Here is a 21,702-nt window from a genome sequence, read left to right as displayed (position 1 = left end):
CGACTGTACCCGTCACCGGTCATCCAGCCTGGCGACCACCACGGCGATTCGGGCAACTACCTCACACAATCCGTCACTCAGGGGCAGTGTCCCCGTTGTCCGGCGGTTCCTCGGGGGATTTGCAACAGTGCTGCAGCCACACCGCCGCGACAGCCAGCGCCAGGGCACTGACCGCGGCCACCGCCGCGCCGGGGGTGTCCTCGCCGGCCACCCGCAGTTCGCCGCGCCGGGGCAGCAGGTACACCAGCACACCGATCCACCAGCCCGCGACGACGGCGCCCACCCAGGCCGAGGCCTTGGCGATCACGACCGACCGGGCCACCGTGAGCGGGTGCAACCGACCTGCGCCGACCCCGATCTGCCCGTCGTTGATCTTGGCCCGCACGTAGAACGCCCAGCCCGCCTCGACGAGCGCGACGGCCAGCAGCGAAAGCCCGGTCCACACCGTCAGCGGCGGGAACCAGCGGTAGAGCACTCCGATCAGGATGTAGCCGACGATGGCGACGACAACGACCGCGGCGGCCAGGTCGCGCTTGCGGGTTGGGCCCATCAGTCCGCCACGGGTTCGGTGTCGAAGTCCAGCGCCAGGTCAGTGCGCCTGACCCCGGCCCGTTCGGCCGGGTCGATCTCCTCCAGCAGGTGCGCGACCCGCCGTGTTCGGCCGACCACTGTCAGCGTGGCATCCGGATCCACTGCCAACCACGGGATCAGGACGAAGGCACGGAGGTGGGCCAGCGGGTGCGGCAACGTGAGGTCGTCGTCGCGGGAAAGCACCTCGATGTCACCCTCGTGGCAGGTGACCAGGTCGACGTCGAGGGTGCGCGGGCCCCATCTCTGCTCCCGTACCCGGTCCGCCTCCTGCTCGAATTGTTGTCCCCGCCGCAGCCAGCCATGGCAGTCGAGGTCCGGATCGTCGGCGATCAACACCGCGTTCAGGAACGGTCCCTGCTCGACTCCGCCCCAGGCGTCGGTCTCGAACACCGGCGACACCGCGCGCACCGCGGTCCCCAATCCGTCGACCACCGACTGCAACCGGGCCAACCGGTCGCCGAGGTTCGACCCGATCGAGAGCACTGTGGAAGTCACTGGCTGTTCCCTCGCTCAGGCTTTCTCTGCTCCTCGCGTGCGCGGGACCGCCGGGCCACCACCGCGACGTCGTCGAACGTCAGAGGAATCGGGGCGCTGGGCTTGTGCACCACCACCTCGACCGCGTGCAGACGCTCGTCGGCCATGATGGCGTCGGCGATCTCGGCCGAGACCGTCTCGATCAAGTTGCGCGGCGGCCCCGCGACGATGTCCGCTGCCCGCTGGGCCAGTGCACCGTAATCCAGGGTGTCCGCCAGATCGTCGGTGGCCGCCGCCCGGCGCAGGTCCACCCACGCCGTGATGTCCACGACGAACTCCTGACCATCGCGGCGCTCGTGGTCGAAGACACCGTGATTGCCCCGAACCCGCAAGCCGCGCAACTCAATTCGATCAGCCAACCCGACCTCCAGATTCCCAGGCCTCCAGCACCGCGAGCGCGTCGACGGAGGCCACCACATCGTGCACCCGCACACCCCAGGCCCCGTGCTGGGCGGCCAGCATCGAGATCGCGGCCGTGGCCGTCTCCCGGCCGTCCGGTGGTCGGGGTGTCCCGTCCGCGCCGGCCAGCAAGGAACCCAGAAAACGCTTGCGTGACGCACCCACCAGCACCGGGATACCGGTGGCGATGAATTCGGGCAGCGCGTGCAGCAAGGCCCAATTGTCCTGGGCGGTCTTGGCGAATCCCAGGCCCGGGTCGATGATCAGCCGCTGCGGGTCGACACCCGCGGCGACCGCGGCGTCGACGGCGCCGAGCAGTTCGGCACGGACCTCGGCCACCACGTCGCCGTAACCCGGGGCGTGATGCGGCTGCTCGGCACCGACCGAACGCCAGTGCATCAGGATCCACGGCGCCTTCGCCTCGGCGAGCAGGGGTGCCATGTTCGGGTCGGCCAGGCCGCCGGACACGTCGTTGACGATCTGCGCGCCGCTTTCCAGCGCGACCTTCGCCACGTCGGCGTGCATGGTGTCGATGCTGACGGTGATTCCCTGGGCCGCAAGCGCTTCGATCACAGGAGCGACGCGGGCCGCCTCCACCGCGGGGTCGACCCGCACCGCACCGGGGCGGGTCGACTCCCCACCCACATCGATGATCGCGGCCCCCGCGGCGGCAAGAGCCAGCCCGTGTTCGACGGCTCGGTCGCGGTCGATGAACCTGCCGCCGTCGGAGAACGAATCGTCGGTCACGTTCACCACACCCATGACCTGCACGGGCGTTCCGCGAGGGACAATCGGGCCGGGTGGGTTCACTTCCGGAGGATGAGTTCCAGCGCCTCGGCCCGGGATGCCTTGTCGGTCTTGAACTGTCCCCGCACCGCGGAAGTGGTGGTGACCGCGCCCGGTTTACGGACACCGCGCATCGCCATGCAGAGGTGCTCGGCCTCGATCACCACGATGGCCCCGCGCGGATCGAGCTTCCGCATGAGCGCGTCGGCGATCTGGGCGGTCAGGCGTTCCTGCACCTGCGGGCGCTTCGAGTACAGGTCGACAAGGCGGGCGATCTTCGACAAACCGGTCACCCGGCCGTCGACGCCGGGGATGTATCCGACGTGCGCCACCCCGTGGAACGACACCAGATGGTGTTCGCAGGTGGAGTACAGCGGGATCTGCTTGACCAGCACGAGCTCGTCGTGCTCCTCGTCAAAGGTGGTGTTGAGCACCGCGTCCGGGTCCGTGTACAGACCCGCCATCAGCTCCTTGTACGCACGCGCCACCCGAGCAGGGGTGTCCAGCAGACCCTGTCGGTCGGGGTCCTCGCCGATGGCGATCAGCAATTCACGAACGGCCGCCTCGGCCCGGGGTTGGTCGAACACCCGCGTGGCCGTATCGGTGTTGTTGTGATGCTCGCGCAGCGACTGCGACATCGAAGCCTCCGTTCTCGGATCAGCCGTGGGCCGGCGGGTTGGGCCGGTCGGCCCGCTCAGGTCCACCGTCCTGGCCCGCCTCCTCGTTCGGATTCGGCTGACCGGGATGAGGATAAGGCTGGTACGGGTACGGCTGGGGCTGTTGCCATCCCGACGGATGCGGCGGCGGGTACCAGTAACCCTGCTGCTGGGGCGGCTGGTATCCGGGCTGCGACGGGGCGGGCGGCCAGCCCGGGGCGTGCCAGCCGGCCGGAGCACCGTAATCGGGCTGGGTCGAGCCGTTCTGGTTGGACCCGTTCGGCGGCGCACCGTTGGTCCCGGCCCCGTTGGTCTCGTTCGCGCGCTCGGCCTCGCGGCTGGCGGCGGCGATGGCGGCCTTGAACGCGGGCTCCGGCACCGGCGGCGGCCACGGCTCACCGCGCTCGATGGCGATCTCGCCCGGGGTCTTGATCGGCGGCTTGTCCGACGGCACCCGGCCACCGAAGTCGTCGAACATGGTCAGCCGGGGACGCTTCTTCACGTCACCGAAGATGGCCTCGAGCTCGACGCGGTGCAGCGTCTCCTTCTCCAGGAGCTCACCGGCCAGGGTGTCGAGCACGTCGCGGTACTCGCTGAGGATCTCCCACGCCTCGGTGTGCGCGGCCTCGATGAGCTTCCGCACCTCGTCGTCGATGTCGCGGGCCACCTCGTGGCCGAAGTCGGCCTGGGTACCCATGGTGCGGCCCAGGAACGGATCGCCGTGCTCGGTGCCGTAGCGCACGGCGCCAAGCTTGGAGCTCATGCCGTACTCGGTGACCATCGCACGGGCGATCTTGGTGGCCTGCTCAATGTCGGACACCGCACCCGTGGTGGGCTCGCGGAAGACCAGCTCCTCGGCAGCACGGCCACCCATCGCGAACACCAACCGGGCGATCATCTCCGACCGGGTCATCAGGCCCTTGTCGTCCTCGGGGACTGCTACGGCGTGGCCGCCGGTGCGGCCGCGGGCCAGGATCGTCACCTTGTAGATCGGCTCGATGTCGGGCATCGCCCACGCGGCCAGGGTGTGCCCGCCCTCGTGGTAGGCGGTGATCTTCTTTTCCTGCTCGCTGATGATGCGGCCCTTGCGGCGCGGGCCGCCCACGACGCGGTCGACGGCCTCTTCCAGCGCCGCACCGGTGATGACGGTGCCGTTCTCGCGGGCGGTCAGCAGCGCGGCCTCGTTGATGACGTTGGCCAGATCCGCGCCGGACATGCCGACGGTGCGCTTGGCCAGCCCGTCCAGGTCGGCGTCGGGGGCGATCGGCTTGCCCGCCGAGTGCACCTTGAGCACCGCGCGACGGCCGGCCAGGTCGGGGTTGGACACCGGGATCTGCCGGTCGAAGCGGCCGGGCCGCAGCAGGGCCGGGTCGAGGATGTCGGGCCGGTTGGTGGCCGCGATCAGGATGACGCCCTGGCGGTCGCCGAAACCGTCCATCTCGACCAGCAGCTGGTTGAGGGTCTGCTCACGTTCGTCGTGACCGCCGCCCATGCCCGCGCCGCGCTGACGGCCGACGGCGTCGATCTCGTCGACGAAGATGATGCACGGGCTGTTGGCCTTGGCCTGCTCGAACATGTCGCGCACGCGGGACGCACCGACGCCGACGAACATCTCGACGAAGTCCGAACCGGAGATGGTGAAGAACGGAACCCCGGCCTCACCCGCGACCGCGCGGGCCAGCAGGGTCTTGCCGGTGCCGGGCGGACCGTAGAGCAGAACGCCCTTGGGGATCTTTGCGCCCAGCGCCTGATAGCGGCTGGGGTTCTGCAGGAAGTCCTTGATCTCGTAGAGCTCCTCGACCGCCTCGTCGACGCCGGCAACGTCGGCGAAGGTGGTCTTGGGCATGTCCTTGCCGAGTTGCTTGGCCTTGGACTTGCCGAAGCCGAAGCCCATCCGGCCGCCGCCCTGCATGCGGGAGAACATCACGAACAGGCCGACCAGCAACAGCAGCGGCAGCATATAGATCAGCATCGAGCCGAGGAAGCTGCCCTGGTTGACCGTGGTGCCGAACTTGATGTTCTTGGCGCCCAGCTGATCGGCCAGCTTCAGCGCGTAGCCGGTCGGGTATTTGGTGATGACCTTGTCGGAATTCTCGGTCTCTTCTTTGCCGCTCTTCAGATCGAGACGCAGCTGCTGTTCGCGGTCGTCGATCTGGGCGCTGTTGACGTTGTCAGCGTTGATCTGAGCTACCGCCACCGAGGTGTCGACGGGTTTGTAGCCACGGGTGTCGTCGCTGAAATAGAAAAACGACCAGCCCAGCAACAGCACGACCGCGACCACGGTCAGCGTACGGATCACATTTTTGCGGTTCATCGATCACTCGGCCGAGTTCGGCCCGGTCCTTCCAACGTGCGCAGTTGAGACATTCAAGGCTACCGCTAGACCAACGTCCGGCAGTTCCCGGCGGTATCCAGCGTTACCAGGCGCACCTGAAGTGCCCTCACTCACGGGCGATGCGCGCCACTTCCGCGATGACGTCGCCGTACCAGCGGAAGAGTTTCAGGGGCTCGGGCTGATCGTCTTGTAGCAGGTCCGACCAGCAATCCGCGACCGCGGCCCGGGCCGCGCCACCGATCCACGGCTGCGGCAACAGTTGGGGTGGCAGCAGCGGATCCGGCTCCACGGCTCGGGTGAACTCCGCGGCCAGCTCGATCGCGATGCTGAGCCGGGTCGCCCGGGCGGCGCCCGCCAGCTCCTGCGCCGCCCGTCGCGCCGTTGCCAGGAGGCGATGATGACCGTCGGCGATGCGGTCGAGCGGCCACAGGGCTTCGGCGAGAGCCCGGGCCTCGCTGACACCGCCGACCGTGAGGTCGGTCGTGGTGAGGGTGGTGACGCGATCGGCGACGCCGAACCGGTCGGCCGCGGCCTGCACGTATGGCTCCCATTCGTTGGGTGAGACGTACAGGCCGCCCTGGACGGGGGCGCCGCCCAGGCGGAGGACGGCGTCGCGCATCGAGTCGCGGGCCGATCGCGCGGACTCGCCGATGGCGAAGGCCACCACATGCCACCGGCCATCCCAGTCGGCCTGTCCACGGTCCTGGGCGTACATGTAGCGGACGAACTCCAGATCCGGCTCGATGGTGCTGCGCATCTCCGGCGTCGCCCGCAACACCGCCTTGCGCCCGCGGCCGTCCTGGACGAACTGCCCTTCGGCCACCAGACGTTTGATGCACAACCGCACCTGCTGGTCGCTCATACCGAGGGTGTTGGCGACGTCGTAGAGCTCGCCCGCGTCGACCGTGGCGTCCGCACGCAGCATGCTCTCGACCAGGATCCGGGTCGGGACGGCATGGTCGGTCTCGGTGCGTACCTCAGGGCTCATCGGTACTCATGGTCCACCACGATCAGCGGGGGTGAACCGGTACGCCCGAGTTCACGATCGAGGTCGGCGAAGAACCGGTCGCTGTCGATCACCGCGTCGGGCGGGTGCACGCCGGCCCGACGGGCGCTGCCGTCGGCGATCTGGGACATGCCGAGCGCCAACGGAATTCCGGTAGCGCGGGCCATGTCTGTCAACAACGCGTCGATGCCGGCGGCCGGGTTGAGGTGGGCCAGCACGGCCGTGTCGCGGCCGCGGCGATCGCCGAACGCCGCGGCGAAGAAGGGCGGCAGGCTGCCCGGGCCCTTGTTGGTCAGGGCGCGCGGCAACGATCGGATGATGCCGGGGAGATCAGGTTTGGCGATGCGGCGGGCCGCGGTCTCGTTGGTGAGCCGGCCGCCGTCGATGCCCCGGCGCAGCACGTCGAGATAGGCGAGCGCAGACGGACTGATGACCATGAGGTTGGCCGATTCTCCGGTCGGTTTGAGGGTGCGTTGCAGCGTGACGGGTTCGGGGTGCCCAACGGTGTAGGCAGTGCCGCGGCGGCCGCCCGGGAGCTCGAGCGTCACCGGCCGCAGTGGCCGTTGTTCGGTCAGCGAGCCGGCCCGCACTCCGGTGATGGTGCCGCTGCTCTGCTGCATCCAGTGCACGGCCGCGGCCGTCGGTGACCCGTCCGGGCCGATCAGTTGGTCGCGGCCGGCCTCTTCCCCGCCGGCCGTCACGTCGACCGGCCATGCGGTGTAGACATCGCGCACCGAATCCAGCCGAGAGGCAGCCGCCGCGGCGAGCAGATTGCTCACCCCCGGGCTCGCACCCATGCCGATGACTGCGGTCACGCCCGCTGCACGGGCCTGCGCGTCCAGTTCGAGCATCTGCACGGTGGGTTCCCAGTCGTCGCAGATGTCGAGATAGTGCGTGCCCGTATCGATCGCGGCCCGCAACACCGCCAGTCCGAATCGGTAGTACGGGCCGACGGTGTTGAGCACCAGGTCGGCCTCGCCGAGCGCATCGAGCAGTCCGGCGCCGTCGGTGACATCCACCCGGCGAGCGCTGACCGGCACGGCGGCACCGGACAACTCACGCGCGAGGCGCTCGGCGGCCGCGAGATCACGGTCGGCGATGACGATGTGCTCGACGCCGCCGCCGTACGCAACGGTCCGAACGGCGACGGCACCCATCGCTCCGGCGCCGCCCAGGGCGAGAACTCTCATGGAGTGGTCCTTTCGGGTTGTGTTTCGACGAACTGCCTGAGGGAGTCGAGGTAGCCGGGGGCGTACAGCGAGCGCGGCGCGACAACCGCCACCAGGAACGACCGGACGCCTTGGTCGTGGTCGAGCGGCGCCTTGGCGATGCTGTGCGAGGCATCCGGGAACGTCTGAACGGTCAGCAGGTTCGGCGGCACCTGCGCGCGGTAGACCCGTTCGGTTTCGCCAACGTCGACGTTCCGGTCCTCGGCTCCCAGCATCAGCAGGACCGGGACCGTGATCCCGGACAGCTGTGGCGTCACGTCGGACAGGTAGTTGGTGCGCACGAACCGCCACCGGTCGGCCGACATCGGCGGGTCGTCGATCCCGCTCGCGATGTACCGGCCGTAGTCGGCACCGGCGCGCAGCAGCCGAACGGATTCGGCGCGGCGCGCCAATGCGGCAGCGATCTCGGGATCGCCGGCCCCGCGTGCCCGCAGTTCGGCCAGCAGGTTGTATTCGCCTTGGCGCAGCCAGTTGATCGCAGGCCCGACCAGGATCATGAACTGCAATTCGGGGTGGTTGACGGCCACCTCGGGCACTACCCAGCCGGCCTGGCTGATGCCCCATATCCCGATGCGGCGCGGATCGATGTCGCTGCGGCCGCGCGCCCAGGTCAGTACGGCCTCGGTCTCGACGGCACGGTCATGCATGCTCTGATACAGCCAATTGCCCTGCGCCCCTTGGACACCAGGCTTGTTCCAGGAGACCGAGGCATAACCGGCCCGGGCGAACGCCTCCCACAGCGGCCGGTAGAACGAATCGCGAGACGCGTCCGCCGGGCCGTCGCCGTGCACGAAGACCACCAGCCCGTGCGGCTTTTCCACGCCGGTCGGCAGGGCGAGGATCGCCTCGAGCGGCTGCGCCGAGCCCGGTATCTCCACATGTTCTTCGGTGATGGCGAAGTCGTTTCGAACGACGACGACGGCGCCGAGCGTGGCCGCGCCGAGGCAGCAGACGGCGATCACCCGAAGACAGACGCAGAGCATAAAACTATCGTACTTGAAACGTCCGTTTTACTTTCGATAGTTATCGATAGACAGGCTTACGAGGCCGCCGATCCTGTGCTTGGCTGAGACCGTGCCCATACCAACCGAACGGTTAGTCGATACAAATGGCGTGACACTGAAGGTGCTGGAGGCGGGTGAACGCGGAAATCCGGTGGTGGTGCTGACCCACGGATTCCCCGAACTGGCCTATTCATGGCGGCACCAGATCCCGGCGCTGGCGGCGGCCGGCTACCACGTCCTCGCCCCTGACCAGCGCGGTTATGGCGGCTCATCGCGGCCCGAAGCCATCGATGCGTACAACATCGTCGAGCTGACAGCCGACATCGCCGGTCTGCTCGACGACGTCGATACAGAGCAGGCCGTGCTCATTGGCCACGACTGGGGCTCACCGGTCGCGACGAACTTCCCGTTGTTCTACCCGGACCGGGCCAGAGCGGTCGTGGCCATGAGCGTGCCGCCGGTACCGAGGGCGCCCGCACCCCCGACGCAGATCTGGCGCAAGATCGTCGGAGACAACTTCTTCTACATCCTGTACTTCCAGGAACCCGGCGTCGCCGATGCCGCGTTGGGCGCCGACCCGCGGCAATCGTTGCGTCGAACCATCGCCATGGAGGGTCTCGCCGAGGCGCCCGAGAACGTGGCCGATCGCCCGGTGCCGCCGCTGCCGGACTGGATCAGCGCCGACGAGTTCGAGCACTACGTGCAGGCCTACACGGAGACCGGCTTCACCGGGCCGCTGAACTGGTACCGCAACTTCGACCGGAACTGGGAGCTGACCGAGAGCACTCCCGCGCCGACCATCACCGCGCCCACCCTGTTCCTGGCCGGCACCGCCGACCCGGTGCTGGGCTTCACTCCGCGCGACAGAGTGCGCGAAGTGGTCACCGGCGACTACCGCGAGGTGCTGCTCGACGGCGCCGGGCACTGGCTGCAGCAGGAACGGCCCGACGAGGTGAACGCGGCGCTGCTGGAGTTCCTGGGAGACCTCAAGTGAGCCCGCTGAACTTCGGCGTCTTCATCACGCCCTTCCACCCCGTGGGCCAATCCCCCACCACCGCACTGCAATACGACATGGACCGCGTCGAGGCGCTGGACCGGCTCGGCTATGACGAGGCATGGTTCGGTGAACACCACTCCGGCGGTTACGAACTCATCGCATGTCCCGAGGTGTTCATCGCCGCCGCCGCAGAACGGACCAGACACATCCGGCTGGGCACCGGCGTGGTGTCGCTGCCGTACCACCATCCGCTCATGGTCGCCGACCGCTGGGTGTTGCTCGACCACCTCACCCGCGGCCGGGTGATGTTCGGCACCGGACCGGGCGCGCTGCCGTCGGACGCCTACATGATGGGCATCGACCCGGTGGACCAGCGGCCGATGATGCAGGAATCCCTCGAGGCGATCCTGGCGTTGTTCCGTGCCGCACCCGACGAGCGGATCGACCGCAAAACCGACTGGTTCACCCTGCGTGACGCGGCACTGCACATCCGCCCCTACACCTGGCCCTATCCCGAAATTTCCACCGCGGCAATGGTTTCCCCATCAGGTCCGCGACTGGCCGGGGCGTTGGGCACGTCCCTGCTCTCCCTGTCGATGTCGGTGCCCGGAGGCTACGCGGCCATCGAGACCACCTGGGAGACGGTGCGCGACCAGGCCGCCAAATCCGACCGGCCCGAACCGGACCGGAAGAACTGGCGGGTACTGGGCATCATCCACCTCGCCGACACCCGCGAGCAGGCCATCGAGGACTGCACGTACGGCCTGCAGGACTTCGCCAACTACTTCGGGGCAGCCGGCTTCGTGCCACTTTCCAACGACACCGGTCCGGCCCCGTCCCCCTACGAGTTCGTGGAAAACTATGCCGCAGGCGGCAATTGCTGCATCGGTACCACCGCCGACGCCATCGCCTACATCCAGGACCTGCTGGACCGCTCGGGTGGCTTCGGCACCTTCCTGCTGCTCGGCCACGATTGGGCGCCCCCGGCCGCCACCTTCCATTCCTACGAACTTTTCGCGCGTGAGGTGATCCCGCATTTCAAGGGTCAGCTCACCGCGGCCCGGGCATCCCACGACTGGGCCAAGGGCATGCGGGATCAACTGCTGGGCCGCGCCGGGCAGGCGATCGTCAACGCGATCACCGAAGCCGTCACCGAGGACGCCGCCGGAGACGCCGCCGAGGAGAAGAGTTGATGCGCGCCGCGGTCCTGCGCGACGGACGGATGGTCGTCCGCGACGACGTGCCTGAACCGACGCCAGGCCCGGGTCAGGTGCTCGTCGAGGTGAAGGCCTGTGGAATCTGTGGCTCCGACCTGCATTTCGCCACCCACGGCGCCGACATGCTGGCCGCGAGCGCGGACCTGGAGGGCGTGCCCGACATCGACATCGACCTGGCCGGTGACGTCTTCATGGGCCACGAGTTCAGCGCCGAGATCCTCGCCGCGGGCCCGGGCACCGAGGCGCCCGCGGCGGGCACCCTGGTGACCTCCGTACCGGTGCTGATCTCGGCAGGTGGCGTCGCACCGATCGTGTACAGCAACACCACCATGGGCGGATACGCCGAGAAGATGCTGCTGTCGGCACCTTTGCTGCTACCGGTACCCAATGGTCTGAGTGCCGAACACGCCGCGCTCACCGAGCCGATGGCCGTCGGCCTGCATGCGGTCAACGCGTCGCGCATCGAACCCGGCGAGGCGGCGCTCGTCGTCGGCTGCGGCCCGGTCGGCATCGCCATCATCGCCGCGCTGAGGCTTCGCGGTGTGGAAACCATTGCGGCGTCGGACTTCTCCCCCGCCCGCCGGGAACTCGCCGCCACGATGGGCGCGCACGTGACGTTGGATCCGGCCGCCGATTCACCGTTCCATCAGTGCAAGCCCGCGGTGGTGTTCGAGGCAGTCGGCGCCCCCGGCGTCATCGACGACGTGCTGCGCCGGGCACCCGCGGGCGTCCGGCTGGTGGTGGCCGGAGTCTGCATGCAGCCCGACACCGTGCACCCGTTCTACGCGATCACCAAGCAGATCAACATCCAGTTCGTGTTCGGCTACGACCCCGCCGAGTTCGCGGACTCACTGCGGGCCATCGCCGAGGGCGACATCGACGTCGCACCGATGATCACCGGGACCGTGGGCCTCGACGGCGTGGGCGCCGCGTTCGGTGAACTCGCCTCCCCCGACCGGCACTGCAAAGTCCTGGTGACGCCGTGACGTCCCGGTAGGGTTTTGGTCATGCCGATCGCCGGAAATGCGAAATTGCGGGTCCTCGGCGTTGCCGCGGCGGGATTGATCGCCGTCAGCGCCAGCGCGTGCGATACGACCTCAGGCCCCGCCGGTGGCGCGCCGGACGGCGCCAGGCAGGTGACCGTCGTCGGATCCGGTCAGGTGCAGGGCGTTCCGGACACCCTCACCGCCGACGTGGCGATGGAGTTCACCGCGCCGGACGTGTCGGGCGCGCTCAACCAGTCCAGCCAGCGCCAGCAGGCCGTGATCGACGCGCTGGTCGGATCGGGGATCGACCGCAAGGACATCAGCACCACGCAGGTCAGCGTGCAGCCGCAGTTCACCGACAGCAAGATCTCGGGTTACCAGGCCAGCAATGCGATCAAGGTCAAGATCCGCGACACCGCCAAGGCCTCGGCGACGCTGGCGCTGATCGCGAGCACCGGAGGCGACGCGACCCGCATCAACTCGGTCAACTACTCGATCGAGGACGACTCGGATCTCGTGCGCGACGCCCGCGCCCGGGCATTCGACGACGCCAAGAACCGCGCCGATCAGTACGCCGGGCTATCCGGAATGCACCTCGGCAAGGTGATCTCGATATCCGAGCAGTCCGGCGGTTCCACCCCGCCCACGCCGACCCCGATGCCGCGCGCGGCGATGGAAGCGGTTCCGCTGGAACCAGGTCAGCAGACGGTGAACTTCTCGGTGACGGTGATCTGGGAGCTGACCTAGCCGTACCGCGGTCCCCGTTCACTTTGAGACCGCGCACACTGCTACCCGCAAAAATGCGGCGTCAGCTCAAAGTCAACAAGGAGTTTCTGTTCACCGGCTCAACCCGCCGGCGCGATGTCCACGGGGATGCCGTTGAGCACCGCGGTGCCCGACAACGGGTCCAGATGAGTGCCGTCGTTGAGCTGGTTGACGTTCACCCCGGGCCGGCCGGCCGCGAGCTCCTGACCGGTACCGCCGCGGTCATGACCCCAACCGTGCGGCAGCGAGACCACGCCGCGCCGCATGCCGTCGTCCACCTCGATCGGGGCGAGCAGCTCACCGCCCGGCCCCTTGATCACGGCGATGTCGGTGAGTCCCAGCTCCGCCGCGTCATCGGGGTGGATCTGCAGCGTGCACCGGTTGGAGCCGCCGGACAGCGCCGGAAGGTTGTGCATCCAGCTGTTGTTCGACCGCAGATGGCGCCTGCCGATCAACAGGAACCCGCCCGCCGTGCGGCCGAGCGCCTCGCGCAGCCGCGCCACGTCGGCGACGATCGGCTCCGGTGCGAGTTCGATTCGCCCGCTCGGGGTTCGCAGGATCTCGGGGACCCGCGGTTTCAGCGGCCCCAGGTCGATCCCGTGCGGGTTGGCCTTCAGCCGCTCCATGGTGAGCCCGCCGGGCTTGGTACCGAACGCGTCACCGTAGGGCCCGAGCCGCAGCATCATGTCCAGCCTGCGTTCGTAGCCGGGGCCGTCGTACAGCATCGAGGTGAGCTCCTCGACGTCGCGGCCCGCCACCGGTGAGTCGGCGTCGGCGACCTCTTTCGCCAGCGTCGTCGCGATCACCTGCGCGTCGACGAGCGCGGGGTCGCCGTCGGCACCGATGCCGTAGAGGATCAGCGCGAGCCGGGACAGGATCGCGGGCTCGTCGGGCCGCCCGTCGGTCGGCAGTGCCGGCGACGAGTACCGAACGTTGTTGCGCACCGCGAGGTTGTTCAGTGCGACGTCGAAGTGCGCGCTGCGGGCCGGCGGAGGCGGCGGCAGGATGACGTCGGCGTGGCGGGTGGTCTCGTTGAGGTAGGGATCGATGGACAGCATGAAGTCGACGCGGTCCAGAGCCAGGTCGAGGCGGTCACCGTCCGGCGCGGACAGCACCGGGTTTCCGGCGATCGTGATCATCGCCTTGATCTGGCCCTCGCCGGCGGTGTCGATCTCCTCGGCGAGCGCGGCGGCCGGCAGCTCGGAGAGCACCTCCGGGTAGCCCGAGACCCGGCTGGCCCACCGTCCGGTCTTGAAGCCGCGACCGGGTCTCGGCGGGCGTGGTGCCGGCGCGGCGGCGCCGAGCGCGAACATCGCCCCGCCGGGCCGGTCGAGGTTGCCGGTGAGGATGTTGATGACGTCGACGAGCCAGCTGCCGATGGTGCCGAACTCAACCGTGGATGTGCCCATCCGGCCGTAGACGGCCGCCGTCGGGGCTGCCGCGAGCTCGCGGGCCAGTTCTCTGATCTCGCCGGCGCCCACCCCGCACGCCGGGGCCACGGCCTCGGGGGAGAACTCGTCGGCCAGCGCGCGGAGCTGTTCGGCGCCGGTGACGTGGTCGGCGAGCGCACCGAGTGCGACCAGTTCCTCCTCGAACAGCACGTGCACGATGGCGAACAGGAGCGCCGCATCGGTACCGGGCCGGGGCGCGAGGTGGCGGTCGGCGAGTTCGGCGGTGCGCGTGCGGGCCGGGTCGATGACCGTGAGCCGGCCACCGCGTTTACGCAGTGCGCGCAGCTTGCCGGGGAAATCGGCGGCGGTGGCCAGGCTGCCGTTGGAGACGAGCGGATTCGCACCGATGATCACCAGATAGTCGGTGCGGTCGAGGTCGGGGACGGTGAACGCGATCGGGCTGCCGAACGTCAGGCCCAGCGCGACGTGCTTGGGCATCTGGTCGAGCGTGCTGGCGCTGAACACCTGCCGGGTGCCCAGACCCCGGATGATCAGCGGCGCATACAGGCTGCCTGCGATGGTGTGCGCGTTCGGGTTGCCGAGATACACCCCGACCGAGGCGCCGCCGTGCTCGCCGATCACCGCGCCGAGTCGCTCGGTGATGACCGCGTAGGCCTCGTCCCAGGTGCCCTCGGTCAGCACGCCGTCACGGCGGATCAGTGGTTGCGTCAGCCGGTCCGGATCGTTGTCGAGTTCACCGAAGCTGGCGCCCTTCGGGCAGATGAATCCCGCGCTGAACACGTCGTCCCGGTCACCGCGGGCGGCGGTCACCCGATCGTCGGAGATGGTGAGTGTCAGGCCGCAGGTGGCTTCGCAGAAGGGACAGATCCGCAGGGCTGTGCGCATCCCCGAATTCTGCGCCGGACGGCGGCCATATGTAAGCCTCCGGCTTAAGGCGTTTCGTACACCTTTGGTTCGAGGGTGCCGATGTAGGGCAGGTCGCGGTAGCGCTCGGCGAAGTCCAGCCCGTACCCGACGACGAACTCGTTGGGGATGTCGAAGCCCACGTAGGCGACGTCGAGTTCGGTCTTGACGGCCTCGGGCTTGCGTAGCAGCGTGCACACCCGCAGCGATCGCGGGTGCCGGGTGGCCAGGTTGCGCAGCAACCAGGACAGGGTCAGCCCCGAGTCGATGATGTCCTCGACGATGAGCACATCGCGGTCATTGATGTCGCGGTCGAGGTCTTTGAGGATGCGCACCACGCCAGAGGACGAGGTGGACGAGCCGTACGAGCTGACCGCCATGAACTCCAGCTGCGTGGGTAGCGGAATGGTCCGGGCCAGATCGGTGACGAACATGACCGCGCCCTTGAGCACGGTGACCAACAGCAGGTCGTCGTTGCCCAGATTGTCTCGGTACTGCTCGGCGATCATCTCGGCGAGTTCGACGGTGCGGGTCCGGATCTGCTCCTCGGACAACAGCACCGATTTGATGTCTCCCGCATACAGCTCGGCAGAGTCGACAGCCACTGCAACAGCGTGCCATGGGAGGGGGCCGCTTTCCAACGCGGATCGCTAGACCGGTGCGGTGTGCATCGTCAGCACGCCGTTGCGCCGCGCCGCGAACAACCGCTGTTTGCGCAGCCCGGAACCGACCGCCACGCCGCCCTGTCCGCGCCATGCCGTCACCAGCCGGTCCACCCCGCGGATCTGGATGTCGGTCAGATCACACGCGCCGCCGTCCAGCAACCAGGCCCGGATCACCCGGCGGCGCAGCGCGTCGGGCAACGGGGCCAGCCGGACCGTGTCCAGGCCGGCCTCGGTGCGCGCCGCGGCCAGCGCCTCGCCGGCCAGCGCGTCGAGCGTCTCGGTGTCCTCGCGCAGCGCGGTGGCGGTGCGGGCCAGCGCCTCGGCCACCCCTCCGCCGAGCACGTCCTCCAACAGGGGCAGCACCTCGTGCCGGAGCCGGACCCGGGTGAACCGGCGGTCGGCATTGTGCGGGTCCTGCCACGGGGCGAGGCCGAGTTCGTCACAGACCGCATGCGTCAGCGTGCGCCGGACCCCCAGCAGCGGCCGGTGCCACGGCGGGTCGTGCGGGCGCATCCCGGCGATCGAGCGAGCACCCGATCCGCGGCCCAGCCCGAGCAGCACCGTCTCGGCCTGATCGTCGAGGGTGTGGCCGAGCAGCACCGGCGCGCCGTCACGGGCTGTGTCGAGTGCTGCATAACGCGCTTGCCGGGCCGCGGCCTCCGGCCCGCCGGTCCGGCCAACCTCGACCGAAAGTACATGTGCCGCAACGCACCCCAGGGCCAGCGCGTGCCGGTGCGCGGTTTCGGCGACGGTGTCCGATCCGGCCTGCAGCCGGTGGTCGACGATCAGCGCGGTGGTGGGCCGCAGGTCGGCCGCGACCGCGGCCAGGGCCAGGGAATCCGGGCCGCCGGACAGTGCCACGCACCAGGCCGACCCGTCGATGCTCTGACCGGCGGCCGCCACGGCTTGCCGCAGCGCGGCTACAGCACCCGTTCGATCCATCGCTGCGGTTCGTCGATCTCGTCGGGCAGCGGCAGGGTGTCGGAGCTGGACCAGATCGTGTTGAAGCGGGCCATCCCGACCTTCGTCACCACGTGGTCGACGAACGCCTTGCCCCGGGTGTACTGGCTGATCTTGGCGTCGAAGCCCAGCAACGCGCGGACCACCCGCTGCAACGGAGGCTGCTTGCGCTGCCTGCGTTCGTCGAAGCGACGCCGGATGGTCGAGACCGTGGGCACCACCGCCGGACCGACGGCATCCATCACGTGATCGGCATGCCCCTCCAGCAGCGTGCCGAGCACCAACAGCTGATCGAGCGCGCGGCGCTGCGGTTCGGCCTGCACGGCGCGCATCAGGCCAAGGACACCGCTCGAATTCGGGTCAGGGGCCGCCCCGTTGCGTTGATCGCGGACGAACTGCGCAAGGCGGCCCACCACCTCGGCGACGTCCTCACCGGCATCCTGGGTGAGCACCGCCAGGGCCTGCGACATGTGGTCGGCCAGCCAGGGATTGGCCCGGAACTGCACCCGGTGGGTGACCTCGTGCAGGCACACCCACAGCCGGAAATCAGCTGGGCTGACCCGCAATTGACGTTCCACCGCGATGACGTTCGGATACACCAGCAAAAGCTCGCCACCGTCGGGGCCGAACGGATCGTACTGACCGAGGATGCCCGAGGAGATGAAAGCCAGCACCGCGCCCGTCTGTGCCCCGGTCACCCGGCCGGTGATGAATCCCGGCTTGTGCTCGTCACTTTCGTCACCGGGTTGGCCACCCGTGGTCATCACCCGCATCGAACGGGTGGCCGCGCGGATCCAGTCGGGACGGTCCACCACGCGGGCCTCCGGCACCTCCGCGCCCTCGATCAGACCCGTCACCTCGCGCACCGGCAGCTCGGCGGCCTTCGAACTCTCCGAGAGCTGCTCGATCACCTGGTTGCGGGTGTAGTCACTGGAAGCCGGGGCCGGCCGGGCCAGCTTCGCCCCGACCGTCGCGGCGAAATCCCAATCGACCGCGCGGCCCGCGGTCATGGTGACCCGGTCGCTCATGTGCCACATCCACACGACCGCAGCACCGCGGCCAGCTCGTCGATCGCGGTGCGCCCGGTGGGCCCGGCGTTGTTGGAGATCAGCGCGAACGTCAGCACCCGCCCGTTGTCGTCGGTGACGATGCCGGCCAGCGCATTGGTGCCAGTCAGCGACCCGGTCTTGGCTCGCAGCCAGCCCGCGGCGTCGCGCCCGGCATCGGTGTCGAGGTAGCGGTTGGACAGCGTGCCGCTGCCGCCCGCGATGGGCAGCAGGTCCACCAATGGCCGCACGGCAGGTTCGGTGTTGCCGGCCGCGATGTTGACCACCTCGTCGAGAATCCGGGCGGTCAGCCGGTCTTCGGTCGACAGCCCGCTGGAATCGACCAGCTTGGCGGCCGACATGTCGATGCCGATGCCCTCGAGTTGGCTCAGCACCGCGTCGACACCCCCGTCGAAGCTCTGCGGCCGATGCAGTTGAGCCGCCACCTCACGGGCGATCGACTCGGCCATCACGTTGTCGGATTCGTTCATCATCTGGCGCAGCCGCTCGATCAGCGGCGCGGACTGCACCGCGGCGATCTGCTTACCCGGCACCGCACCGGACAGCACCGTCACCGTCGCGGGGTCCACCTTGAGCGCGGCGGCCAGGGCCCGGCCCGCGTCGAGGGCCGGGGTGGTCGACCGCCTGGATTCGACCGTCACCGGCTGGATGCGCCCGCCGTCGAGCATCACCGATTCCATCGGCGCGATGTCACCGCCCTCGATGTCGGCGGGATCCCAGCCCGGGGCCATCGTCGGGCCGCTGTACTCGCTGGTGTCCACCCGGACCGCGGTTACCGTGATGCCGCTGTTGCGTACCTGCTCGGCCAGGTCACTGATGCGGGCCGCGCCTTTGTACCAGGTGTCGGTGTCCTCGGGTGCCGCCGAGAGCGTGGTGTCCCCGCCCCCCTTGAGCACCACCAGACCCGGCTGGGAGTCGACGGCCAGGACCGTGGTGGCCAGCCGGGCATTGCGGTCCAGGGTCAGCAGTGCGGCCGCCGTCGTCAGCACCTTGTTGACCGAGGCCGGCTGCATCGGCACCCCGGAATTCTGTTCCCACAGTTCGGCGCCGGTCTCGGCATCGGTGATCCGGCCGGTCACCTCACCGAGATCGGGATTCGCCAGAGCCGGTGCCAGCGCGGCGGCCAGGCCGCTCACTGTGGGAGTGGGCGCCGACATGTCCACCGGGACGATCCCCGGGCTGGCGGTCGCGGCAGCAGGTGCCGGCGTCACCGCCTCGGCATCACTGGACCGGTGCCCGGTGAGCACGGCAGCAACGGCGACGACGGCGGCGACCAGCACCAGGACCACGACGCCAACCGCCACATGGGTGGACTGCCGCCACCGTGTGGGCCGCATATTTCTCCTGCTCTGCCGGTGGTGGGGACGAGCCACCCGTTTAGGCCAGACTATCGCTCGATTAGGGTTGACCCGCGTCGTCGCCCGACGACCCAAGCCTGACCGCAGATGCGAAGGAGCCGCGACGGTGAAGTTCGACGTCGTCATCGAGATCCCGAAGGGTTCGCGCAACAAGTACGAGGTTGACCACGAGACTGGCCGGGTCAAGCTCGACCGCTATCTCTACACCTCGTTTGGTTACCCCGCCGACTACGGGTTCTTCGAGGACACCCTCGGCGAGGACGGCGATCCGCTGGACGCGCTGGTCCTGTTGCCCGAGTCGGTGTTCCCCGGCTGCACCGTCGAGGCCCGCCCGGTCGCGATGTTCAAGATGACCGACGAGGCCGGCGGCGACGACAAGTTGCTGTGCGTGCCCGCCGGGGATCCGCGCTGGGACCACATCCAGGATCTCGGCGATGTGTCGCAGTTCGAACTGGACGCGATCAAGCACTTCTTCGTCCACTACAAGGACCTGGAGCCGGGCAAATTCGTCAAGACCGCCGACTGGGTGGGTCGCGAAGAGGCCGAGGCCGAGCTGCAGCGTTCGGTCGAGCGCTTCAAGGCCGAAGGCCACTAGCTCCGTCGCAGATCCCAGCAGAGTTAGCCTCGCTGTAACACGGGGTAACTCCCCTGTGCTCTGCGCCTCTCATGCTGAGCAGGTGTTGATGCATCAGGGCATGGGACTTGAGGCGTACAACGCACTGCCCCTGCGGCGTGCGGTGCACGCTGTGTACGAGTGCTGCTACAGCGTGGTGCTGGCGACCGATCTCGCCGGTGGGCGCCCGTTCGCCGACCACGACTCGCTGTTCCGGCAGGCCGACGCCCTGCTGTTCAGCCTCGGTGAGGATTCCATCGACCGCGTGCTGCAGGCCTATCCGCACATCGGCAGGCGACCGCGCAGCCCGAAATCGGTGTGCGAACAGTGCTCGGTGTGGGACGACGATCCCGCGGTGATGACGCAGCTCAACAACGAGGTCCTGCACTACGCCGAGCGGTTCGGCTTCGGCTTCGTGATGTTCGTCGAGGATTGCTGCGCGCACCGGGCCATGACCGGGATCGTCGACCGGCTGCACAACGACCGCGAGACCGAACGCAAGGTCGTCCGCAACGAGCTGGCCCGCATCAACCGGGCCCGGCTGGAGCGCATGCTCGGCCCCGAGGGCGGCTACTACAACTGGTAGCCCGTCGCTACACGGTGATTTCGCGTGCGGAACCCGGATGCGTGCTGACGGTGACCACCACACGTCCCGGCCCGGTCCACAGAGTGCCGCGGCTGTAGCCCGCGGAGCCGTAGTGCCCGCCCGCGGCCGGGTCGGCCGTCGAGTCAACCGTGATGGACTGCCTGCCCGATTCCCCGGTGTCGCGGTTGCGCCACGTGGTTTCGACATCGAGTGCGCAGGCCGCGGTGCGGTTGTCCGACGAGAAGTGGACCGCCACCGCCACCCCGTTCTCCACCCGGTTGCCTTGCTGCAGCGGCGCGACCATGGCCTCGGCACCGGCGGTTCCTGAGCAACCCGGAAACACTGTGACCTGGGTGTCGTCGAAGTGGGCGTAGCCCGCGGCCGACGCGGGAGACGCGCATACGACTGCCGTAAGGATGGACACTCCGAGCGGTACCGCGATGCCGGCCGACATTGGCTTCCCCTCCCGAATCACTCGCTCCCCCTATGACCTATCGAGGCGACGTCGCAGCTTGTTACACACGGTGCCGTATCGTGATGCAGCAGAATCGATTTCATTGCCTACCGGGCACCGACCGAGGACAGCCATGCCCATTTCCACACATCGCGTCCTGCAGATCGGCCCGCTGAAGCCGTCACTGGCGGTAACCCTGCGCACCGACTACCAGGCCTACGTCCTGCCCAACGGAGACGGGCGCGGTGCGTTTCTGGCCGAACACGCGGCGGAGATCACCGCGGTGGTGGTCTCGGGCGTCACCCGCGTCGACCCGGATCTGATGGCGGCACTGCCGAATCTGAAAGTCGTGGTGAACTTCGGCGTCGGGTACGACAACATCGACGTGGACGCGGCCGCGGCGCGCGGTATCGGTGTCAGCAACACCCCCGACGTGCTCGACGACTGCGTGGCCGACACCGCGGTGGGCCTGCTCATCGACACCATGCGCCGGTTCTCCGCCGCCGACCGCTACGTGCGGGCCGGCCGCTGGCCTGTGGACGGGAACTATCCTCTGACACAACAGGTTTCGGGATCCAGCGTCGGCATCCTGGGGCTGGGCCGGATCGGTGGGGCGATCGCCACCCGGCTGACCGCGTTCGGCTGCTCGATCAGCTACCACAACCGCAGACAGGTCCCCGACAGCCCGTACCGCTACCTCGACTCGCCGGTCGAGCTGGCCCGCCAGGTAGAGGTGTTGGTGGTCGCCGCGGCAGGTGGCGCGGGCACCCGTCACCTCGTCGACCGGGAGGTTCTCGATGCACTGGGGTCCGACGGCTATCTGATCAACATCGCTCGCGGCACCGTGGTCGACCAGGACGCCCTGGTCGAGGCCCTGACTCACGGCCGGCTGGCCGGCGCGGGGCTGGACGTGTTCGCCGACGAACCGAACGTCCCCGACGCATTGACGAAACTGGACAACGTGGTGCTGCTGCCCCATGTCGGCAGTGGCACCGTGGAAACACGGGCAGCCATGGAGGCATTGGTCCTGGCCAACCTGAACCGGTTTCTGCAATCCGGTCAGCTGGTCACGCCGGTTCGGTGAACGCGGCCCTAACGCACGTTGCAGCCGGTCCCCATGTTGTGGCAGTGCACGCCGGAACTGCACGATCCGCAACTACACCCGCAGGCGACCTTGGA

Annotated in this window: 22 protein-coding genes; 7 read left to right on the top strand and 15 right to left on the bottom strand. The window is 68.7% G+C overall.

Annotated features, from left to right (window positions below; all coding sequences use genetic code 11):
* Positions 1-73: 73 nt before the first annotated feature.
* From ACNQVK_RS07910 to ACNQVK_RS07870, 9 genes are all read right to left on the bottom strand, one after another.
* Positions 74-550 (bottom strand): DUF3180 domain-containing protein, encoded by a 477-nt coding sequence (locus tag ACNQVK_RS07910; RefSeq protein WP_418029078.1) that lies wholly within the window; start codon positions 548-550, stop codon positions 74-76.
* Positions 550-1,086, bottom strand: a complete 537-nt coding sequence (folK, locus tag ACNQVK_RS07905) for a 2-amino-4-hydroxy-6-hydroxymethyldihydropteridine diphosphokinase (RefSeq protein ID WP_418029077.1) — start codon at positions 1,084-1,086, stop codon at positions 550-552. The genes ACNQVK_RS07910 and folK overlap by 1 nt, the downstream gene beginning before the upstream one ends.
* Positions 1,083-1,484: a dihydroneopterin aldolase gene (gene folB, locus ACNQVK_RS07900; protein WP_211156267.1), complete on the bottom strand. Its 402-nt coding sequence runs from the start codon at positions 1,482-1,484 to the stop codon at positions 1,083-1,085. Before folB ends, folK begins: the two co-directional genes overlap by 4 nt.
* Positions 1,477-2,286, bottom strand: coding sequence for a dihydropteroate synthase (gene folP / locus ACNQVK_RS07895; RefSeq protein ID WP_418034030.1), 810 nt, complete (start codon positions 2,284-2,286; stop codon positions 1,477-1,479). Before folP ends, folB begins: the two co-directional genes overlap by 8 nt.
* A 44-nt stretch (positions 2,287-2,330) precedes the next feature.
* The gene (gene folE / locus ACNQVK_RS07890; protein WP_044520882.1) at positions 2,331-2,948 is read right to left on the bottom strand and encodes a GTP cyclohydrolase I FolE; all 618 of its coding nucleotides are present in this window, start codon (positions 2,946-2,948) and stop codon (positions 2,331-2,333) included.
* A gap of 19 nt (positions 2,949-2,967) precedes the next feature.
* A complete protein-coding gene (gene ftsH, locus ACNQVK_RS07885) occupies positions 2,968-5,280 on the bottom strand; it encodes an ATP-dependent zinc metalloprotease FtsH (RefSeq protein WP_418029076.1) in 2,313 nt (770 codons plus the stop codon).
* Positions 5,281-5,407: 127 nt separating this feature from the next.
* On the bottom strand, positions 5,408-6,289 hold the full coding sequence (locus ACNQVK_RS07880; RefSeq protein ID WP_418029075.1) for a PaaX family transcriptional regulator C-terminal domain-containing protein: 882 nt from the start codon (positions 6,287-6,289) through the stop codon (positions 5,408-5,410).
* The gene (locus ACNQVK_RS07875) at positions 6,286-7,497 is read right to left on the bottom strand and encodes a saccharopine dehydrogenase family protein (RefSeq protein WP_418029074.1); all 1,212 of its coding nucleotides are present in this window, start codon (positions 7,495-7,497) and stop codon (positions 6,286-6,288) included. Before ACNQVK_RS07875 ends, ACNQVK_RS07880 begins: the two co-directional genes overlap by 4 nt.
* Complete coding sequence (locus tag ACNQVK_RS07870) at positions 7,494-8,519, bottom strand: alpha/beta hydrolase family protein (RefSeq protein ID WP_418029073.1); 1,026 nt, start codon at positions 8,517-8,519, stop codon at positions 7,494-7,496. Before ACNQVK_RS07870 ends, ACNQVK_RS07875 begins: the two co-directional genes overlap by 4 nt.
* A gap of 91 nt (positions 8,520-8,610) precedes the next feature.
* Between ACNQVK_RS07870 and ACNQVK_RS07865 the strand changes: the two genes are divergently transcribed.
* The 4 genes from ACNQVK_RS07865 to ACNQVK_RS07850 are packed head-to-tail and all read left to right on the top strand — an operon-like array spanning position 8,611 to position 12,487.
* Positions 8,611-9,534: an alpha/beta fold hydrolase gene (locus ACNQVK_RS07865; RefSeq protein WP_418029072.1), complete on the top strand. Its 924-nt coding sequence runs from the start codon at positions 8,611-8,613 to the stop codon at positions 9,532-9,534.
* Positions 9,531-10,730 (top strand): LLM class flavin-dependent oxidoreductase, encoded by a 1,200-nt coding sequence (locus ACNQVK_RS07860; RefSeq protein WP_418029071.1) that lies wholly within the window; start codon positions 9,531-9,533, stop codon positions 10,728-10,730. The genes ACNQVK_RS07865 and ACNQVK_RS07860 overlap by 4 nt, the downstream gene beginning before the upstream one ends.
* On the top strand, positions 10,730-11,740 hold the full coding sequence (locus tag ACNQVK_RS07855; RefSeq protein ID WP_418029070.1) for a zinc-binding dehydrogenase: 1,011 nt from the start codon (positions 10,730-10,732) through the stop codon (positions 11,738-11,740). Before ACNQVK_RS07860 ends, ACNQVK_RS07855 begins: the two co-directional genes overlap by 1 nt.
* 21 nt (positions 11,741-11,761) lie before the next feature.
* Positions 11,762-12,487, top strand: a complete 726-nt coding sequence (locus ACNQVK_RS07850) for an SIMPL domain-containing protein (RefSeq protein WP_409548206.1) — start codon at positions 11,762-11,764, stop codon at positions 12,485-12,487.
* A 98-nt stretch (positions 12,488-12,585) separates the two neighbouring features.
* On the opposite strand, the gene ACNQVK_RS07845 is transcribed toward ACNQVK_RS07850, so the two are convergent.
* Genes ACNQVK_RS07845 through dacB form a run of 5 tightly spaced genes read right to left on the bottom strand, consistent with a single transcriptional unit; the run spans position 12,586 to position 18,849 of the window.
* A complete protein-coding gene (locus ACNQVK_RS07845; protein ID WP_418029069.1) occupies positions 12,586-14,802 on the bottom strand; it encodes a molybdopterin oxidoreductase family protein in 2,217 nt (738 codons plus the stop codon).
* A 44-nt stretch (positions 14,803-14,846) separates the two neighbouring features.
* A complete protein-coding gene (hpt, locus tag ACNQVK_RS07840; protein ID WP_170856359.1) occupies positions 14,847-15,425 on the bottom strand; it encodes a hypoxanthine phosphoribosyltransferase in 579 nt (192 codons plus the stop codon).
* Between the two features lie 45 nt (positions 15,426-15,470).
* Entirely contained in the window at positions 15,471-16,427 is a 957-nt protein-coding gene (tilS, locus tag ACNQVK_RS07835) for a tRNA lysidine(34) synthetase TilS (RefSeq protein ID WP_418029068.1), read from the bottom strand.
* A complete protein-coding gene (locus tag ACNQVK_RS07830; RefSeq protein WP_418029067.1) occupies positions 16,406-17,473 on the bottom strand; it encodes a zinc-dependent metalloprotease in 1,068 nt (355 codons plus the stop codon). The genes tilS and ACNQVK_RS07830 overlap by 22 nt, the downstream gene beginning before the upstream one ends.
* A complete protein-coding gene (gene dacB / locus ACNQVK_RS07825; RefSeq protein WP_418029066.1) occupies positions 17,470-18,849 on the bottom strand; it encodes a D-alanyl-D-alanine carboxypeptidase/D-alanyl-D-alanine-endopeptidase in 1,380 nt (459 codons plus the stop codon). The genes ACNQVK_RS07830 and dacB overlap by 4 nt, the downstream gene beginning before the upstream one ends.
* Before the next feature lie 127 nt (positions 18,850-18,976).
* Between dacB and ACNQVK_RS07820 the strand changes: the two genes are divergently transcribed.
* Entirely contained in the window at positions 18,977-19,465 is a 489-nt protein-coding gene (locus ACNQVK_RS07820; RefSeq protein ID WP_418029065.1) for an inorganic diphosphatase, read from the top strand.
* Between the two features lie 88 nt (positions 19,466-19,553).
* Entirely contained in the window at positions 19,554-20,069 is a 516-nt protein-coding gene (locus tag ACNQVK_RS07815) for a 2-oxo-4-hydroxy-4-carboxy-5-ureidoimidazoline decarboxylase (protein WP_418034028.1), read from the top strand.
* Between the two features lie 7 nt (positions 20,070-20,076).
* Here ACNQVK_RS07815 and ACNQVK_RS07810 read toward each other — a convergent pair whose 3' ends face one another.
* Positions 20,077-20,523 carry a hypothetical protein gene (locus ACNQVK_RS07810; RefSeq protein WP_418029064.1) on the bottom strand — a complete coding sequence of 149 codons (447 nt, stop codon included), beginning with the start codon at positions 20,521-20,523 and terminating at the stop codon, positions 20,077-20,079.
* A 133-nt stretch (positions 20,524-20,656) separates the two neighbouring features.
* On the opposite strand from ACNQVK_RS07810, the gene ACNQVK_RS07805 reads away from it, so the two are divergent.
* On the top strand, positions 20,657-21,607 hold the full coding sequence (locus tag ACNQVK_RS07805) for a 2-hydroxyacid dehydrogenase (RefSeq protein ID WP_418029063.1): 951 nt from the start codon (positions 20,657-20,659) through the stop codon (positions 21,605-21,607).
* Positions 21,608-21,702: the final 95 nt, after the last annotated feature.

Source organism: Mycobacterium sp. 134, assembly GCF_048282715.1.
Lineage (GTDB): Bacteria > Actinomycetota > Actinomycetes > Mycobacteriales > Mycobacteriaceae > Mycobacterium > Mycobacterium septicum.
Note: the sequence above shows the minus strand (reverse complement) of the source record. Positions and strands in the feature narration are given on the sequence as shown.

What these genes read in the sequence shown, in the direction of transcription:
- ACNQVK_RS07910 (WP_418029078.1), bottom strand. Translation starts at nt 550, where the DNA reads ATGGGCCCAACCCGCAAGCGCGACCTGGCCGCCGCGGTCGTTGTCGTC.
- folP (WP_418034030.1), bottom strand. Translation starts at nt 2,286, where the DNA reads ATGGGTGTGGTGAACGTGACCGACGATTCGTTCTCCGACGGCGGCAGG.
- folE (WP_044520882.1), bottom strand. Translation starts at nt 2,948, where the DNA reads ATGTCGCAGTCGCTGCGCGAGCATCACAACAACACCGATACGGCCACG.
- ftsH (WP_418029076.1), bottom strand. Translation starts at nt 5,280, where the DNA reads ATGAACCGCAAAAATGTGATCCGTACGCTGACCGTGGTCGCGGTCGTG.
- ACNQVK_RS07880 (WP_418029075.1), bottom strand. Translation starts at nt 6,289, where the DNA reads ATGAGCCCTGAGGTACGCACCGAGACCGACCATGCCGTCCCGACCCGG.
- ACNQVK_RS07875 (WP_418029074.1), bottom strand. Translation starts at nt 7,497, where the DNA reads ATGAGAGTTCTCGCCCTGGGCGGCGCCGGAGCGATGGGTGCCGTCGCC.
- ACNQVK_RS07870 (WP_418029073.1), bottom strand. Translation starts at nt 8,519, where the DNA reads ATGCTCTGCGTCTGTCTTCGGGTGATCGCCGTCTGCTGCCTCGGCGCG.
- ACNQVK_RS07855 (WP_418029070.1), top strand. Translation starts at nt 10,730, where the DNA reads ATGCGCGCCGCGGTCCTGCGCGACGGACGGATGGTCGTCCGCGACGAC.
- ACNQVK_RS07850 (WP_409548206.1), top strand. Translation starts at nt 11,762, where the DNA reads ATGCCGATCGCCGGAAATGCGAAATTGCGGGTCCTCGGCGTTGCCGCG.
- ACNQVK_RS07845 (WP_418029069.1), bottom strand. Translation starts at nt 14,802, where the DNA reads ATGCGCACAGCCCTGCGGATCTGTCCCTTCTGCGAAGCCACCTGCGGC.
- tilS (WP_418029068.1), bottom strand. Translation starts at nt 16,427, where the DNA reads ATGGATCGAACGGGTGCTGTAGCCGCGCTGCGGCAAGCCGTGGCGGCC.
- ACNQVK_RS07830 (WP_418029067.1), bottom strand. Translation starts at nt 17,473, where the DNA reads ATGAGCGACCGGGTCACCATGACCGCGGGCCGCGCGGTCGATTGGGAT.
- dacB (WP_418029066.1), bottom strand. Translation starts at nt 18,849, where the DNA reads ATGCGGCCCACACGGTGGCGGCAGTCCACCCATGTGGCGGTTGGCGTC.
- ACNQVK_RS07815 (WP_418034028.1), top strand. Translation starts at nt 19,554, where the DNA reads ATGCATCAGGGCATGGGACTTGAGGCGTACAACGCACTGCCCCTGCGG.
- ACNQVK_RS07810 (WP_418029064.1), bottom strand. Translation starts at nt 20,523, where the DNA reads ATGTCGGCCGGCATCGCGGTACCGCTCGGAGTGTCCATCCTTACGGCA.
- ACNQVK_RS07805 (WP_418029063.1), top strand. Translation starts at nt 20,657, where the DNA reads ATGCCCATTTCCACACATCGCGTCCTGCAGATCGGCCCGCTGAAGCCG.